Annotated in this window: 17 protein-coding genes; 3 read left to right on the top strand and 14 right to left on the bottom strand. The window is 38.9% G+C overall.

Annotation, left to right across the window (positions count from 1 at the left end; translation table 11 throughout):
• Nucleotides 1-12 precede the first annotated feature (12 nt).
• Genes WCX87_RS05690 through WCX87_RS05680 form a run of 3 tightly spaced genes read right to left on the bottom strand, consistent with a single transcriptional unit; the run spans nucleotide 13 to nucleotide 3883 of the window.
• Complete coding sequence (locus WCX87_RS05690) at nucleotides 13-1680, bottom strand: Na/Pi symporter (protein ID WP_345978359.1); 1668 nt, start codon at nucleotides 1678-1680, stop codon at nucleotides 13-15.
• Between the two features lie 15 nt (nucleotides 1681-1695).
• A complete protein-coding gene (locus tag WCX87_RS05685) occupies nucleotides 1696-3372 on the bottom strand; it encodes a GMC family oxidoreductase (protein WP_345978357.1) in 1677 nt (558 codons plus the stop codon).
• Nucleotides 3365-3883 carry a gluconate 2-dehydrogenase subunit 3 family protein gene (locus WCX87_RS05680; protein ID WP_345978355.1) on the bottom strand — a complete coding sequence of 173 codons (519 nt, stop codon included), beginning with the start codon at nucleotides 3881-3883 and terminating at the stop codon, nucleotides 3365-3367. The genes WCX87_RS05685 and WCX87_RS05680 overlap by 8 nt, the downstream gene beginning before the upstream one ends.
• A gap of 92 nt (nucleotides 3884-3975) precedes the next feature.
• Here WCX87_RS05680 and WCX87_RS05675 point away from each other — a divergent pair, with 92 nt between their 5' ends.
• The 3 genes from WCX87_RS05675 (at nucleotide 3976) to WCX87_RS05665 (ending at nucleotide 5599) form a co-directional block, all read left to right on the top strand.
• Entirely contained in the window at nucleotides 3976-4176 is a 201-nt protein-coding gene (locus WCX87_RS05675) for a hypothetical protein (protein ID WP_345978353.1), read from the top strand.
• Nucleotides 4177-4238: 62 nt separating this feature from the next.
• Nucleotides 4239-4658: an rRNA maturation RNase YbeY gene (gene ybeY, locus WCX87_RS05670; protein WP_345978352.1), complete on the top strand. Its 420-nt coding sequence runs from the start codon at nucleotides 4239-4241 to the stop codon at nucleotides 4656-4658.
• Between the two features lie 2 nt (nucleotides 4659-4660).
• Nucleotides 4661-5599 (top strand): calcium/sodium antiporter, encoded by a 939-nt coding sequence (locus WCX87_RS05665; RefSeq protein WP_345981077.1) that lies wholly within the window; start codon nucleotides 4661-4663, stop codon nucleotides 5597-5599.
• Between the two features lie 77 nt (nucleotides 5600-5676).
• Here WCX87_RS05665 and mrdA read toward each other — a convergent pair whose 3' ends face one another.
• The 11 genes from mrdA to WCX87_RS05610 all read right to left on the bottom strand — a co-directional run bounded on the left by mrdA (nucleotide 5677) and on the right by WCX87_RS05610 (nucleotide 13894).
• Complete coding sequence (gene mrdA / locus WCX87_RS05660; RefSeq protein WP_345981076.1) at nucleotides 5677-7461, bottom strand: penicillin-binding protein 2; 1785 nt, start codon at nucleotides 7459-7461, stop codon at nucleotides 5677-5679.
• On the bottom strand, nucleotides 7451-7939 hold the full coding sequence (locus WCX87_RS05655) for a hypothetical protein (RefSeq protein ID WP_345981075.1): 489 nt from the start codon (nucleotides 7937-7939) through the stop codon (nucleotides 7451-7453). The genes mrdA and WCX87_RS05655 overlap by 11 nt, the downstream gene beginning before the upstream one ends.
• Complete coding sequence (locus WCX87_RS05650) at nucleotides 7906-8364, bottom strand: N-acetyltransferase (RefSeq protein WP_345981074.1); 459 nt, start codon at nucleotides 8362-8364, stop codon at nucleotides 7906-7908. Before WCX87_RS05650 ends, WCX87_RS05655 begins: the two co-directional genes overlap by 34 nt.
• Nucleotides 8351-8974 (bottom strand): ribosome biogenesis GTP-binding protein YihA/YsxC, encoded by a 624-nt coding sequence (gene yihA, locus WCX87_RS05645; RefSeq protein WP_345981073.1) that lies wholly within the window; start codon nucleotides 8972-8974, stop codon nucleotides 8351-8353. Before yihA ends, WCX87_RS05650 begins: the two co-directional genes overlap by 14 nt.
• A complete protein-coding gene (gene lptA, locus WCX87_RS05640; RefSeq protein WP_345981072.1) occupies nucleotides 8974-9450 on the bottom strand; it encodes a lipopolysaccharide transport periplasmic protein LptA in 477 nt (158 codons plus the stop codon). The genes yihA and lptA overlap by 1 nt, the downstream gene beginning before the upstream one ends.
• The gene (locus WCX87_RS05635; protein WP_345981071.1) at nucleotides 9447-9971 is read right to left on the bottom strand and encodes an LPS export ABC transporter periplasmic protein LptC; all 525 of its coding nucleotides are present in this window, start codon (nucleotides 9969-9971) and stop codon (nucleotides 9447-9449) included. Before WCX87_RS05635 ends, lptA begins: the two co-directional genes overlap by 4 nt.
• The gene (locus tag WCX87_RS05630) at nucleotides 9968-10462 is read right to left on the bottom strand and encodes an HAD-IIIA family hydrolase (protein ID WP_345981070.1); all 495 of its coding nucleotides are present in this window, start codon (nucleotides 10460-10462) and stop codon (nucleotides 9968-9970) included. The genes WCX87_RS05635 and WCX87_RS05630 overlap by 4 nt, the downstream gene beginning before the upstream one ends.
• Nucleotides 10459-11031, bottom strand: coding sequence for an imidazoleglycerol-phosphate dehydratase HisB (gene hisB, locus WCX87_RS05625; protein WP_345981069.1), 573 nt, complete (start codon nucleotides 11029-11031; stop codon nucleotides 10459-10461). The genes WCX87_RS05630 and hisB overlap by 4 nt, the downstream gene beginning before the upstream one ends.
• Before the next feature lie 3 nt (nucleotides 11032-11034).
• Nucleotides 11035-11814, bottom strand: a complete 780-nt coding sequence (locus WCX87_RS05620; RefSeq protein WP_345981068.1) for a septal ring lytic transglycosylase RlpA family protein — start codon at nucleotides 11812-11814, stop codon at nucleotides 11035-11037.
• Nucleotides 11807-13030, bottom strand: coding sequence for a LysM peptidoglycan-binding domain-containing protein (locus WCX87_RS05615; RefSeq protein WP_345981067.1), 1224 nt, complete (start codon nucleotides 13028-13030; stop codon nucleotides 11807-11809). Before WCX87_RS05615 ends, WCX87_RS05620 begins: the two co-directional genes overlap by 8 nt.
• 87 nt (nucleotides 13031-13117) lie before the next feature.
• On the bottom strand, nucleotides 13118-13894 hold the full coding sequence (locus WCX87_RS05610) for a TatD family hydrolase (RefSeq protein WP_345981066.1): 777 nt from the start codon (nucleotides 13892-13894) through the stop codon (nucleotides 13118-13120).
• Nucleotides 13895-13914 lie beyond the last annotated feature (20 nt).

The following is a 13914-nucleotide window of genomic DNA, read 5'->3' as shown; positions in this document are numbered from 1 at the left end:
GATTTTAGCATATTATTGTTCTATGCTGCTGTTTTCCTTTTCTATTTCAAACTGTAGATTTACGGCTTTAGATGCCTCCAGCAATGATTTCATAGATATATTGATGTTTCTGTTCACGTTTAAAAGTGCAAGCATATATTTTTCGTTTACATTATCTTTACTCACAAGCTGGGTCGTTTTTTTGGTTATCTGATGACTCTCTTCATCTGCGGTAGTGAATTTTGCAAGAGATTTTTCCATTGTCCATTTTTCATTCATATAGTTGACAAAGAGCAGTATCACATATGCCAGATTTGTCCTTACCTCATTATACATATTGTGTAAAGGGATATTGTCGTTGTCAAACAGATCGTCTATGTTGTTTTTGACATCTTTAAGTGTCTTAGCGGCATATCCTATCTCTCTTGTAGATGTAAGCAGTATATCGATATTTTGACTCTGTAAAGGAGTAAGGTTTTGTTGGTTTAAAACATTTGCAAACTCAACGGCTCTTATCTCGATATCTTTTATATTTTCATAGACTTTTTTATAGTCAAAATCTATAAATTTCTGATTGTTTAAAACTGTATTTTTGGCATCGTATTTTCCATTAATGACATCATCGGGTCTTATATGTGCGATCAAAAGAGCAAACTTAAGTGTTTTAAGAAAGAGATGGTTTATCTCATTACGAAGAGCTACAAGGGCCGTATCTGTAAATTTCGGATCTGCAAGATGGATATATTTTGTAGGCATTTTTTCAGTTGTTTTGAACATCAGCTGCAGATACTTCGTCATTAGCGGAATAAAATAGATCAAAATGATGATCCCAAACAGGTTGAAGATCGTATGAAACAGTGCCAGAGCCGTTGTTTTATCCGTTGGAAACAACTTCATCAAAAATGTACTTAGAAACGGCAGAAGTAAAAAAGCAAAAAAACCTGTTATAAAGTTAAATAAGACATGTGCAAGTGCAACACGTTTCTTATCCGGAATACCGCCGATAGCGCCAAGAAGTGCTGTCACGGTAGTCCCGACATTAGCCCCTATGACCATGGCAGCGGATTGTTCAAAACTGAGTATTCCCGCATACAACGCACTCAGTATGATCGCTGTCGTTGCTGAACTTGATTGAATAAGTGCAGTGATGATAAAACCAAGTCCTACAAATACAATGATCGGATAGTGTGTATATGCCGCCAGGTCAAAGTTCTGTCCAAGAGTCTCTATTGAGTTTTTCATGATCTCCAGACCAAAAAACAGCAGACCAAAACCGATAAGTATCTTCGCGACGGCTTCTAATCTTTTATGCGATGAGTTTAAGATCAGCATAAATCCGCCAAGTCCTATCATAGGCAGTGCAAAAAGTTCTATTTTTACTTTAAATCCCAGAGTTGCTACTATCCAAGCCGTGACTGTCGTACCCAGATTTGAGCCGAAGATGATCCCGATCGCTGATTCAAGAGAGACAAGAGAGGTACTGACAAAAGACAACGTCATCAATGTGACAACGGATGAGCTTTGAAGTACGGCAGTCGCCAACGTCCCTGTTAAAAGTGACTTTGCTCTGCTTGACGTCGAGTTCTTTATCCATTGTTTAAACCGTATGCCGGCAAGCTCTTTTAATGCGATCTCCATATAAAACATTCCAAATAGAAACATTCCAAGACCGGAAAACACCTCAATAACCATATTTACCATTCATATTTCCTAATATCAAAATTCTTTATTATCAAATCTTTTAAGTATCTCATCTGCGACTCTAAAAGAGTTCGCATAGATCGTCCAAGTGTAGGGAACACTGCCTCCTGTAGGCATAAACGATGCATCCGTGACATACAGGTTATCCAATGCATGCGCCTTACAGTTCCTGTCTAAAACAGAATTTCTTTCATTATAACCAAATCGGCATCCTCCTGCGACTAGATTAGGCGGCGGAGCACTCGATATATTTGTACTTATTTCGACTGCTCCCATCTCTTTTAGCACCTGTACGGCTTTGCCTGCCAGTACCTTGCCGACTTCTATGTCATGCTTGTGAGAGTTTAGACGTATCTTGCCCACGGGGATGCCCCATTTGTCTTTAACATCCTCGTCTATAGTTACAAAACAATCATCCGTAGGCAGCCAGTCGTTAAAGACCTCAAAGGAGAATTTTCTAGACCGCATAAAAGCATATTTTATCTTTTGCTGCAGTTTTTCACCCCAGATCAGGTTTGAATCATTATCATATACCTCTGCCAGTGCCCTGCTCGTCGGATTTGCATGTTCAAATAAAAAGTCGATCGTACCGCCTTTTATTGTTTGTCCATCTTGCTCATACTCATACCAGTCCTGTAAAGAGCGGTTCACAAATGCACCTCTTAAAAGCAGCACGTCCTGTTTCTCTTTTGGCAGGTCTTCAAACCTCAGTCTTCCCTCGCCGTTTCCTCCGGCTGAGAATATAAGGTTTTTGCCGACTTGACCATAGTTATTTAAAAGACCGTTTGGAAAGTAACTGTTTTTCGAGTTTAACAACAGTCTGGAACTTTCAACTGCCTGTGCAGCCACTACAAAGAGTTTTGCCTCTACATGTAAGCTTTGATTGTCCTCATTATAGTAGTATATCTTTGTCGCTTTTTTCTCGTCACTCTCTATCTTATATACGAATGAATCGCTTAAAATCGTACAGTTTCCCGTCTTTAAAGCCTTGTCTAAAAGAGCCGAACGGGCATTGCCCTTTGCTCCTGTCGCGCATCCGTAGCTGCCGCAAAAGTTTGAGTATGAGCACCCTTTTCGTTCGAGTGCATCATACGGAAGAACCGCACGTGCCGTAGGTATGGAGTAAAATCCAAGCTTTTTACATGCTGCATCGAACCAAAATGCAATAGGATGCTCCCAGGTAGGTTTAAACGGGTACTCGGCCGATGAACGGGGTTCTAAAAACGGATGTTGAACCACATGCCCGGAAACACCTACGACTTTTTCCACCTTATCATAGTAGGGTTCCAGATCCTTATACTCGATCATCCAGTCGACTACGTTAGCACCCTCTATCTTCGGGTAGACGGAAGCCGGTTGAAAGTCGTTTGGCTTCATACGGTGAAAGTATCCGCTCATAAGGTTTGATGAGCCCCCTACCATCGATCCGTTCCAGAAGTTCCAGCCGCTTTTTCTTCCTTCAATGGCTTCCCACTCTCCATCATTGTTTCGCGTTTCTATGACATGCTGCTGCTCATCAAGCGGCGGTGTATAGATATCTCTTCTTGACACGGCAAGTTCATCTTTGAAAAAATCTTTTTCCGTGTAGTACCTGCCCTTTTCAAGAACCAATACTTTTTTGCCGGCACGAGAAAGCTCATAAGCGATGGGAGCACCGCCTGCACCGCTTCCGATTATACATACATCATACATATCTGTTTACCTTTGGAGGTTGTGGAAGCCCGGGTTTATACTCAAGCCACTGCCATCCGATCTTATCGATGTTAGCGCCGTAAACAGGATCGCTGAACATCGCTTCAAATGTGTAGTTCATAAGATACCACAGCCAATTGTCGCCCCACTGCTTTTGCGATATCTTTTTTAGCAGTTCCTGTCGTTGATCCGATGAAAGTACTATATAGTTTTTTATATAGTGATTCTGCGCTGTTTGGTTCAACCACTCTACACCGTTTAAAATAAACTCTTTTCTCTCTTTTGTGACTCTTTTGTCCCGCATAACGGCTTTTAAAAAACCTACGACATTTAAAGAGTGAGGGCTCGGCATCCCAACGCTGGGAGTAAAAAGATCGTCTATAACTTGAGATATGGTCTGATACGGCTCTTTTAGTATAGTTACATGTAAGGCGTACGAATTTATCTCTTTGGCAAACACCGTAGAGCTAAACAGGACGACAGAATAGGCAATAAACTTTCTTCTCTTCATATTGTAATAGTATCATATAAGGTTTTATTTTTAATATTTATTTCTATTTGGTCGATATATAAGTGTGCAAATATATAGTTAAAGGGTAAATTATGGACGCTATTACAAGTTCAAATGCTCCGGTTGAAGCACAAATGTATGCTATGAAAAAAAGTCAAGAAGTTGACGCAAGAGCTGTTATGGATGTTTTAGATAGCGCTGCTGTTCAAAACAGTAATGTTCAAGACGCAAGGCTACAAGAGTCTACAGCCCAAAAAACAGGTTTAGGTCAAAGTTTAGATCTATTAGCATAATTTTTTACAGATAGTCTTCTATCTGTAACTGCATTTACAACTCTTCTTCGATATAATTCCATATGATTGATTTTGATAACAGAACACCGCATAATTTTGATTTGACTATGGTCGAATCGATAGCAAAAAGCCTTACAGACAAAGAGATAGAGCTCGTTCTCACAAACAATGAAGAGATACATGCGATCAATAAAGAGTTCAGAGGTATAGATTCACCTACCGATGTCCTCAGTTTTCCGTATGACGATATGCCCTTCTCCCCTTTAGGAAGTATCGTGATCTCATATGACTATGTAGAAAAGGCCTCTTTGAAGTTTAACCACACTGTAAATGAAGAGTTTACACTTCTTTTTATACACGGATTGCTTCATATCCTCGGATTTGACCATGAAGTCGACAACGGCGAGATGCGTCAAAAAGAGAGTGAGATCATCAAAGCATACAACTTACCAGACAGTTTAATTGTCAGAACAGAAGGATAATAATGGATTTTATTATATTTATAATATCTATGGCCGCTCTTATATACGGAGCAGATTTCATAATAAGAGAATCAGAAAGAATAGCTCTTCATTACAATATATCACACTTCGTGATCGGTGCTACGTTGGTGGCTTTTGGGACGTCACTGCCTGAGATGGCGGCATCTATGATGGCTTCATACACAGGAAAAAGTGATATGGCAGTAGCAAATGTGATCGGAAGCGTGACTTTTAACATCACGCTTATCTTAGGAATCGTGTTTTTTATAGCAAAGAAGATGAATCCAAAAAGAGATCTGTTTTCTATCGACAGCGCTTGGGTCGTAGTTCCTGTTATAGTGTTCTTACTGATGATCCAAGACGGTGAAGTAGGAAGATTCGACGGATTTTTATTTGTACTGATGATGGTATCGTATCTTACATTTCTGTTTACGCATGCTAAAAGTGAATTAGACGGCAGTATCGACGAAGAACTGACAAAAGAGAAGTTCAACTGGTTTAAATCTATCGCCCTGCTCGCCGTAGGTTTCATATTTGTAATCGGCGGTGCAAACTTTGTGATCGAGAGCGGTTCAAATATCGCCAGAACATTCGGTGTGAGTGAATGGATCATCGGTCTACTATTGATATCACTGGGGACAAGCTTACCTGAACTTGTAGTATCTCTTGTAGCGATCAAAAAAGGCAATGCAGACCTAAGCGTCGGAAATATCATCGGCTCGAACGTCGCAAACTTCTCTATGGTTCTTGGAGGTGCATCACTGTTGCATCCACTTGCTGTGAATCTGCAGAACAACTTCTTTGATATCATGATTTTAGTCGCAGCATCTTTTACGCTTCTATTTATCATTGCAAACAGACTCTATAACAAAGCAGGAGCAATATTTTTACTTATTATCCTTGCTCTGTTCCTGCAAAACTCGTTTAACGCGTTTTTGTAGGTCATACAAATAGATATATTATTGCATGACTCAAAACAGAGTCATACGTAAATATATCTACTTCATATCTTCATAGATTATTTTTTTATATACCCGTCTTGTAAAAGTTTATCGTATATCTTAGACACGATATCCCCTGCAGCATGTCCACCATGCCCGCCGTGCTCGACTAGAACAGTGACTATATACTGAGGATTTTTATAGGGTCCGTAAGTCGTAAGCCACGCATGTGAACGTGTGTAGTACTTCATCTCATGTTCTTGAAGTCTTTTTTTAGTCTCTTGAGAGATCCCTACGACCTGTGCAGTACCTGTTTTACCTGCAAGCCTGACTTTTGTATGTAAAAACGGTGTAGCCGTACCGTGATCGGCGTTACAAACATCATACATCCCCTGTCTGATGATACCTATCTTTTTCTTTTCAATATCGCTCAGAACATCTCTAAACTCAGGTTTTATCTCTTCGTCACCTACTTTTTGGGCTACATGCGGAGTAACAAGTTTTCCCGTCGCGATCAGTGCCGTAAGCTGAGCTACCTGCATCGGCGTGACCAAAAAGTCACCCTGTCCGATCGCCGTATTTAAAGTCTCTCCGATATACCAGGCCTGGTTGTATTTTTTTCTTTTCCACTCACGGCTGGGAATCGTACCGATAAACTCATTTGGCAGGTCGATGCCTGTTTTTTCACCCAGACCGTATCTGAGCATCCCCTTACTCATCGTTTCTATACCGGTATTGACACTCGCCTTATAAAAATAATCATCACAGCTCTCTCTGATAGCCTTTCTTATGTCCGTATGCCCATGCCCATCTTTTTTCCAACATCTAAAGTTACGGTTTGAAACCACATAGCTGCCGGTACAGTTGACTCCCCATCTTTCGTTTAAAGTTGTAGTGATAAAGATCAGCCCGAGACCTATCTTGACAACAGAACCAGGAGGATACAGACCGTTTATAAGCTTATTTGTAAACGGAGCGTCGATATCTTCGATAAGTTCTTTCCATCTCTCTGTCGATATTCCAGAAACGAATGTGTTTAGATCATATTCCGGAAAGCTTCCTGCTGCTAAGACCGCACCGTTTACATCCATGACGATAACGGCACCCGATTCATCTTTAAACATGTCGGATATATACTTTTGCAGATTCATATCTATAGAAAGTATAAGTTTGCGATTTTCTACGGGGTTCTTATGATACAACTCTTGGATCTCCTCGTTTTTCGCACTGACTTTTACTTTTCTCTCTCCGGCTTCACCCTCTAAAAAAGTATTGTAGTAGCGTTCTATCCCGTTCTTTCCGACCGAGCCTATGATAGAAAGCAGAGGGTCTCTGTCTATGTCGTTTTGATTGGCATTAGATACATAACCTATGATGTGTGAAGCAGTGTCGCTATATGGATAAAAACGTTTCGGTGCCGAGATGATATGAATATTTTCTCTCAGATTTAAAATAGAATAGACAGGCATGATATCTTTATATGATATAAAACTGGCGACCTCTATATAGTCTTGATTATAATAGGAGTCATTTTTAATATACTCCTTTTTCATCTTCGCTTTATCAAGTGCAGGTATATACTTAACCAGTGCATCAAGCTCTTCATCCAGCGTAGCCATATTTTTTTTACTGCTTAGATGCGGAGCGATCTCTATCTTAAATCCAAGTTTATTGATCGCTATAGGGTTGTTGTTTCTATCTAGTATTTCACCACGTACAGGTGCTATAAGCTCTGTTTTGATCGTATTTTTATCCGATAGATCTTCATAATAATCATTATGCTGGATCGCTAGGTAAAATACTCTTACAATTAGAGATATCCACGCAACGGTAAAGATAAGCAGTATTATTTTAAGCCTCAAACCATGTCCCTTTTGAATTCCAGTCTTGAAAGATCAGTATGATAATAAATTCGATCACGATATAGTAGATCACATAAAGACTAAGTTCCGGTTGATTCAGTAAAAATATTTGTGATAGTATCAATGCAAACAGGTAGTACCCTATGTATGCTATCAAGACCAGTAAAAATTTGATACAGTTCGTACACTGTATATTTTTGTCAAGTTTTAAGACTAAAAATCGATATACAAAAGTAAAATACACAATCGAACTAAAGAGTATATAGTCTTTTTGGGCCTCAAGCAGGACTAAAGCCATCGATGCTGCAAGCAGTACTACCGTATCTTCATCTTTGATCGCATTTATAAAGATAACGAACAAGACAGCAAACAGCGGCGGTAAAAAAAGATATATACTGCTTAAGCTTTCATATATTAAAAATAGTATTAAATATATGAATATATTTAAATATTTTTTATTAGTGATATTTCGTTGCATACCGGAAAGTGCTTACATTTAATACAATCAGCCCATATCTTATGATCAGGCAATGACTCTTTTGGAATTTCTGTAAATCCTAGTTTTTCAAAGAAACTTTGTTTATATGTCAATGCCAAGACCTGTTTTAAACCTAAGTTTTTTGCCTCTTCCAAACATTTTCTAACGATCTCTGAACCGATATTATGTGATCGGTATTCCTCTCTTACGATCAATGATCTGATCTCAGCCAATGCCGGAGAGTGTACATGTAAAGCACAGAATCCTACAAGCTTATCACCTTCATATGCAAGCATATAAGACCTGATATTCGTCGCGATCTCATCATTACTTCTTGCAAGGATAATACCTGAATCGACCTCAGGCTGTATAAGTGCCTGCATAGACGCAATATCATTTAGAGATGCTTTTCTATATGTTATCATCAATGATCTCCTCTTGTAATATCTCATATATCTCAGACACAAGTTTGCCGATACCGCGTTTTTTACTGCTTGAGACCATCAAAGCATCGGGGAACTTTCTACGAAGTGCACTCTGCTCTTTTTGGTTTAATTTATCTATTTTTGTAAATACCGTTAAGATTATCTGCGATTCATTCGCAACGTTGAGTAAAAAATCTGCCACATCGACATCGATATCAAGCTCAGGATGACGGCAGTCTATAAGATGGATAAAAAGTTTTATCTGCGCTCTTTGTGCTATATAGTCCGTTAAGTTTTTTTCCCAGTCGTATTTCATAGATTTTGAAACTTTTGCATATCCAAAACCCGGAAGGTCGACAAATCTTGCATATCTTTTTTCGTTGATATCTCTATCTAAAAATGTCACGTCAAAATAGTTGATAAGTCTGGTCTTACCCGGTGTTGAAGAAACTTTTGCAAGTCCCTTATGGTTTGTAAGAGCATTTAAAAGCGAGCTTTTACCGGCATTTGACCTGGCCATAAAGACGACCTCATTTTGCTCGTCTGCAGGCGGTGCTTTATCTATACTTGGAGCCGATGTTATGAATTTTGCTTCTACTATATCAACCATTAATTACTCTCATTTTTATCTTTGATATTAAATATCATGATAACAGGCTCTTTATTTGCACCTTGTGCGATAGCTTTTCCGTCTATCGTATTTAATATGACTTTGTCACCGTCGATCTGTTTTTTTTCATTTATCTGGCGCAGATGTACGTTTGTATAGAACTGATACTCTTTTATCTTTGGCAGATAGATCGTTTTTTGTGCCTGTCCTGTGTATGTCGAGTTGTTATCCGTCTTTACAAAGAAGGATACATTCCCCTCAGCTACCATCTTGATAGGTTCATGCTTTTCATCGGTATAGATCGTAACTTTTGATGCATTGAGTTCATCAACGCCTCTTTTTATCTTGACATCACCTTGAAATATAGCGATCCCCTTCTTCTCATCACCGTCGAAAGAATCGGCAGTGACTTTTAATTCATTGCCAAATAGTACACTTGACGATAAAAGTAGAGCAAAAACTGTTTTTATTTTCATAATTTCTCACTATTTTTTAATTGATATATTGCAAATACATTTTTTGAAGTCGCATGACCGTGTTTACTGTCATACATCAAGTTCTTTCCTGTAATTTTATCACTATTTCTATATGAAATATATTTACCTTCTGTTCTTAGGACACCTGTTTTTTGATTATAGTTTCCATCATCACTCTTATATGTCAATCCGTCCGCTCTTTTATAGACCAGATTACCGTACATATTGACTACATAATCCTTATAAACACCGAAATCAGACGTGATGTTTGCTATATACTCTTTTGAATTATCCGTATAGTTTATATCAAAAACTTCATATCTATTTGAATATCTATAGCCTTTTGAGCCGTTAAATACACTTTTTAATCCCTTTTCGTCCAAATCGTATATAGTGAAATTCGCCAGTTCAAGCTGAGCGATCTCACCTTTATCGAATTTTTCCAGTTTCATAGGGTTAAAAAATATATATATCATGGCAAGTCCCACAGATATATAGATAAAATAGAAGTTTATATTCATATCCAAAGTTCCATAAACTGTTCTAACTGTCCATTCTCTTCTAAAACGATCTCTATCATCTCTCTCACTGCGGCATCTCCGCCTTTTCGAGTCAATACGCAATCGACGATCTCTTTGACCTTATCTACCCCGTCATTAGGAGTAAAGCTTTTTCCTACATAAGAGAGAAGATTGTAGTCGTTTAGATCATCTCCGATAGCAGCGACTTCATCGGCAGAGATATTGATATCTTCCAAAAGCTTCACTAAAGTAGCTTTTTTATCTTTTACATTTTGAAACAGATACTTGATACCAAGCTCTGCGGCTCTATTTTCGACTATTTTCGATTTTCTTCCGGTGATAATCGCCAGTTCCCCGCCGAGTTTTCTCCAGTTTACTATCGCAAAACCGTCTTTTACATTAAATTTTTTAGTCTCTTCGGCACTGTTTGAATATATTATTCCGCCGTCTGTCATACATCCGTCAACATCTAAAACTATAAGCTTGATCATAAAACGTCTTTAGTGCTAGGTATCCCTACTCTCTCATTTATCGTCGTTGCACGGCGAAGAGCTACGGCTAAAGCTTTAAAAGAAGCTTCTATGATGTGGTGCTTATTTTTCCCGCGTTGCTGAATGATATGAGCACTTATCTTTGCATTAAATATCAATGCTCTGAAGAACTCTTCGACAAGTTCGGTATCAAAGCTTCCTACTTTGCCTGCAAGATCAAGTTCATACACTAAAAAAGGACGGTTGCTAAGATCTATATCACAGCTTACACATGCTTCATCCATGACAACACTTGCATTTCCAAAACGCTCCAGTTTTTTAACAGGATAAATAGAATCTGCTAAAAGTGAACCGAGTACGATAGCTACATCTTCTACACTGTGGTGATCATCTATGTGAACATCGCCGTTACATGCGATCTCCAAGTCGATCAATGAGTGCTTAGCAAAGCTTTCAAGCATATGGTCTAAAAAGCCAACACCCGTATTTATAGTGCTCTTCCCTTCTCCGTAAAGCTCTAAAGAGATGGTAATATCAGTTTCTTTTGTTTTTCTTGTCTTGCTAATCATATTTTATTCCTTTACTATAAATGAACTTGCAAATGGTCCATTTGCTTTATAATCTCTTGCTTCGGCCTCACTTTGGAAACCTTTAAGCCATACTTTGAAAACTCTTTTATCCCCTGCATCTACATCTTTTATGATAGTTTTGTATCCATCCAGACCATCATATTTCTTTTGTGTTCGTATCGCACCGTCTATATTTACAAATGAACCGATCTGTAATGCAAACTCAGTGACGATCTCCTGTTTAGGTCCTTCATCAAGCTCTTTTTGCTTAGGAATGACCACTTTTCCTTTTCCTGCAAATCCAATCACTTCAAGTGTCACTAAAGCAGTTCCCGTGCCAATCATATCTATTTTTGAAGCTGCCGCTTTTGAAAGGTCTATGATCCTGTTATCTACAAACGGCCCGCGGTCGTTTACACGTACTACGGCAGACTTTCCGGTTGCTCTGCTCGTGACTCTAACGATCGTGTTCATCGGCAGAGTCTTATGCGCTGCGGTCATATCGTACATGTTGTATCTCTCGCCGTTTGACGTTAGTTTACCGTGGAAATCAGGACCGTACCAGCTTGCACGCCCATGAAACTCATCTCCTACACTGACGACAGTGGGATAGTATTTTATCCCACGGACTACGTATGGACGCATAGTCGCTTTGGAATACTTTTTACTACTGCCAGTAGTGTAGTTCTTATATGTGGTCGAACCGCCGTAATACCTGACACCTCTTGTACTACAACCTGCAAATAAAAATAAAACGACTACAAAGACTAAAACTCTATTCATTTAGATACAACTTGTCACCGATTTTTATAGTATTGTTCTTTAGGTTGTTTACCGACTTGATAAACCCTATTGTAAGCTTATTTGCTTTTGCTATAGAGTCTAAAGTATCTCCGTTTTTGACCATATAGTATCTCTTGTCATGCTCATGGTTCTTCGCAACAGCTATGGGGATAACAAGCTGTTGTTTTAATGACAATCTATTGCTAGAAAGCTTGTTGAAATCTTTTATGATCTTATACGGCACATGGTATTTTCTGCCGATAGCAAAAAGACTCTCTCCATGCTTGACGGTATGCACCATGTAGATGTTTTTGATATCTTCCGGATGGTATTTCTGTTTGAAATCGGAAAGTTTGACATATGGGATATAGATATCGTACTTTTTAACATCAGGCGGAGTAAAGTCATGAGACAGATGATGATTTAATGCTTTTAACTCCTTTAACGGGATCCCAAGCATCTTTGATATTCTTGTCAAAGACTCGCCTCTTCCGACTTTTACGGTCGCTAAAGAGTAAGCATTCCCGCGGTTTAGCAAGAACTCATACTCATTGTCTATCAGATAGTCTTCATCGTTTCCGACAAGTGCTAAAGCCAGGATCTTTCTGATGTAAAGTCTGCTCTCGCGAGGAATATATCTTTTCTTCTCATCCAAAAGGACTTTCAGGTCATCCGTACCTGCTTTTTTAATAGCACGGCTAAGGTAGCCTCCACCACAGTTATAAGCGATCGCAGCCAAGTACCATTTACCGAATTTTTTATGTAAAAATGTAAGATATTTTGCTGCAGCTTCAGAAGATTTTATAAGATCGCGTCTCTCATCTACGTAGCTGTCGATTCTCAGTTTGTAAAGTTTTGCCGTACGAGGCATAAACTGCCACATACCCGTAGCTTTCTTTTTAGAGTACGCTCTTGTCGAAAAGTTCGATTCTGCCATAGCAAGATACAAAAACTCTGCAGGCACGTTGTACTCGTTTAGTACCTCTTTGATCCTGGGGATAAATATATAGGCATTATCCATAGCGTTGAAAAAGTGTTTATATTGGTATCTGGCACGTTCAGAGGACTTCATCTCGTTGAGCTTTTCATCGTATAAAAAGGATGAATCGACATCAAAAGTCTTTAAAAGTTCTACGTCTTTATTGTTGTTTGTGCTAAACGTCAATGCTGCAAAAAGCGCATAGGGAGCCAGTAAAATCAAGAAAAATCTAATCATAATAAACAATTTCCATAATAAAAAGTCTTTTATTTTACCCAAAAAGAGATTATTAGTAGATAAATCTTACATGTAAACTATATAATATTAAAAAATATGAAACAATTTTCTCGCATTTTCCGTGGTTATTTCTTCTATAGTTTGCACATCCATATCAAGCAGCTCAGACATTTTATTTGCCACGAATCTAGTATATGCAGGCTCGTTTCTAGTCCCTCTATGAGGCGTCGGAGTCAGGTATGGACCGTCTGTTTCTATGACAAGTTTCTCTAAAGGGATCTTAGGCAGAACATTTACAAGTTTTTTAGCATTGCTAAATGTCAGAACACCGCCTATACCGAAGTAAAAGTCCTCTTTTGCAAGAGAAAGAAGCTGCTCATCGGCGTTGTAACAGTGAAGGACACCCCCTACTTCTCCGGCATCCTCTTCTAGCAGTATCCTTTTAGAGTCGACTGAAGCATCACGGATATGCACTATAAGAGGTTTCTTATACTTTTTTGCCAATCTTATCTGTGCTTTAAAGACTCTTTCCTGCTCTTTTTTAACGCTCTCTTTCTCTTCGTCACTGCCCTCTAGTCTAAAGTAGTCCATCCCGCATTCGCCTACGGCCACACACTTTTCATGGCTTAGATACTTTTCAAAGTCCAGAGAGTCAAACGCTTCAAGGTCGTAAGGATGCACGCCTACGGCAAAGTAGATATCTTCATGCGCTTCTGCTATCTTTACCGCTTTATCAAGCGTGAGAGGATCGGCTCCGGGTATGATAAAACGCTTTACATCACTCTCATACGCCCTATTTATGACATCTTCAAAGTCATCGTCGTATCTATCGTCATCCAAATGTATGTGCGTATCAATTATCATCTTTTTTGCCCTTTTTCTCG

The sequence above is a fragment of the Sulfurimonas sp. HSL3-2 genome (assembly GCF_039645965.1).
Classification (GTDB): domain Bacteria; phylum Campylobacterota; class Campylobacteria; order Campylobacterales; family Sulfurimonadaceae; genus Hydrocurvibacter; species Hydrocurvibacter mobilis.
The sequence above is the reverse complement of the archived record's forward strand: the minus strand, read 5'-3'. Positions and strand labels throughout refer to the sequence as shown.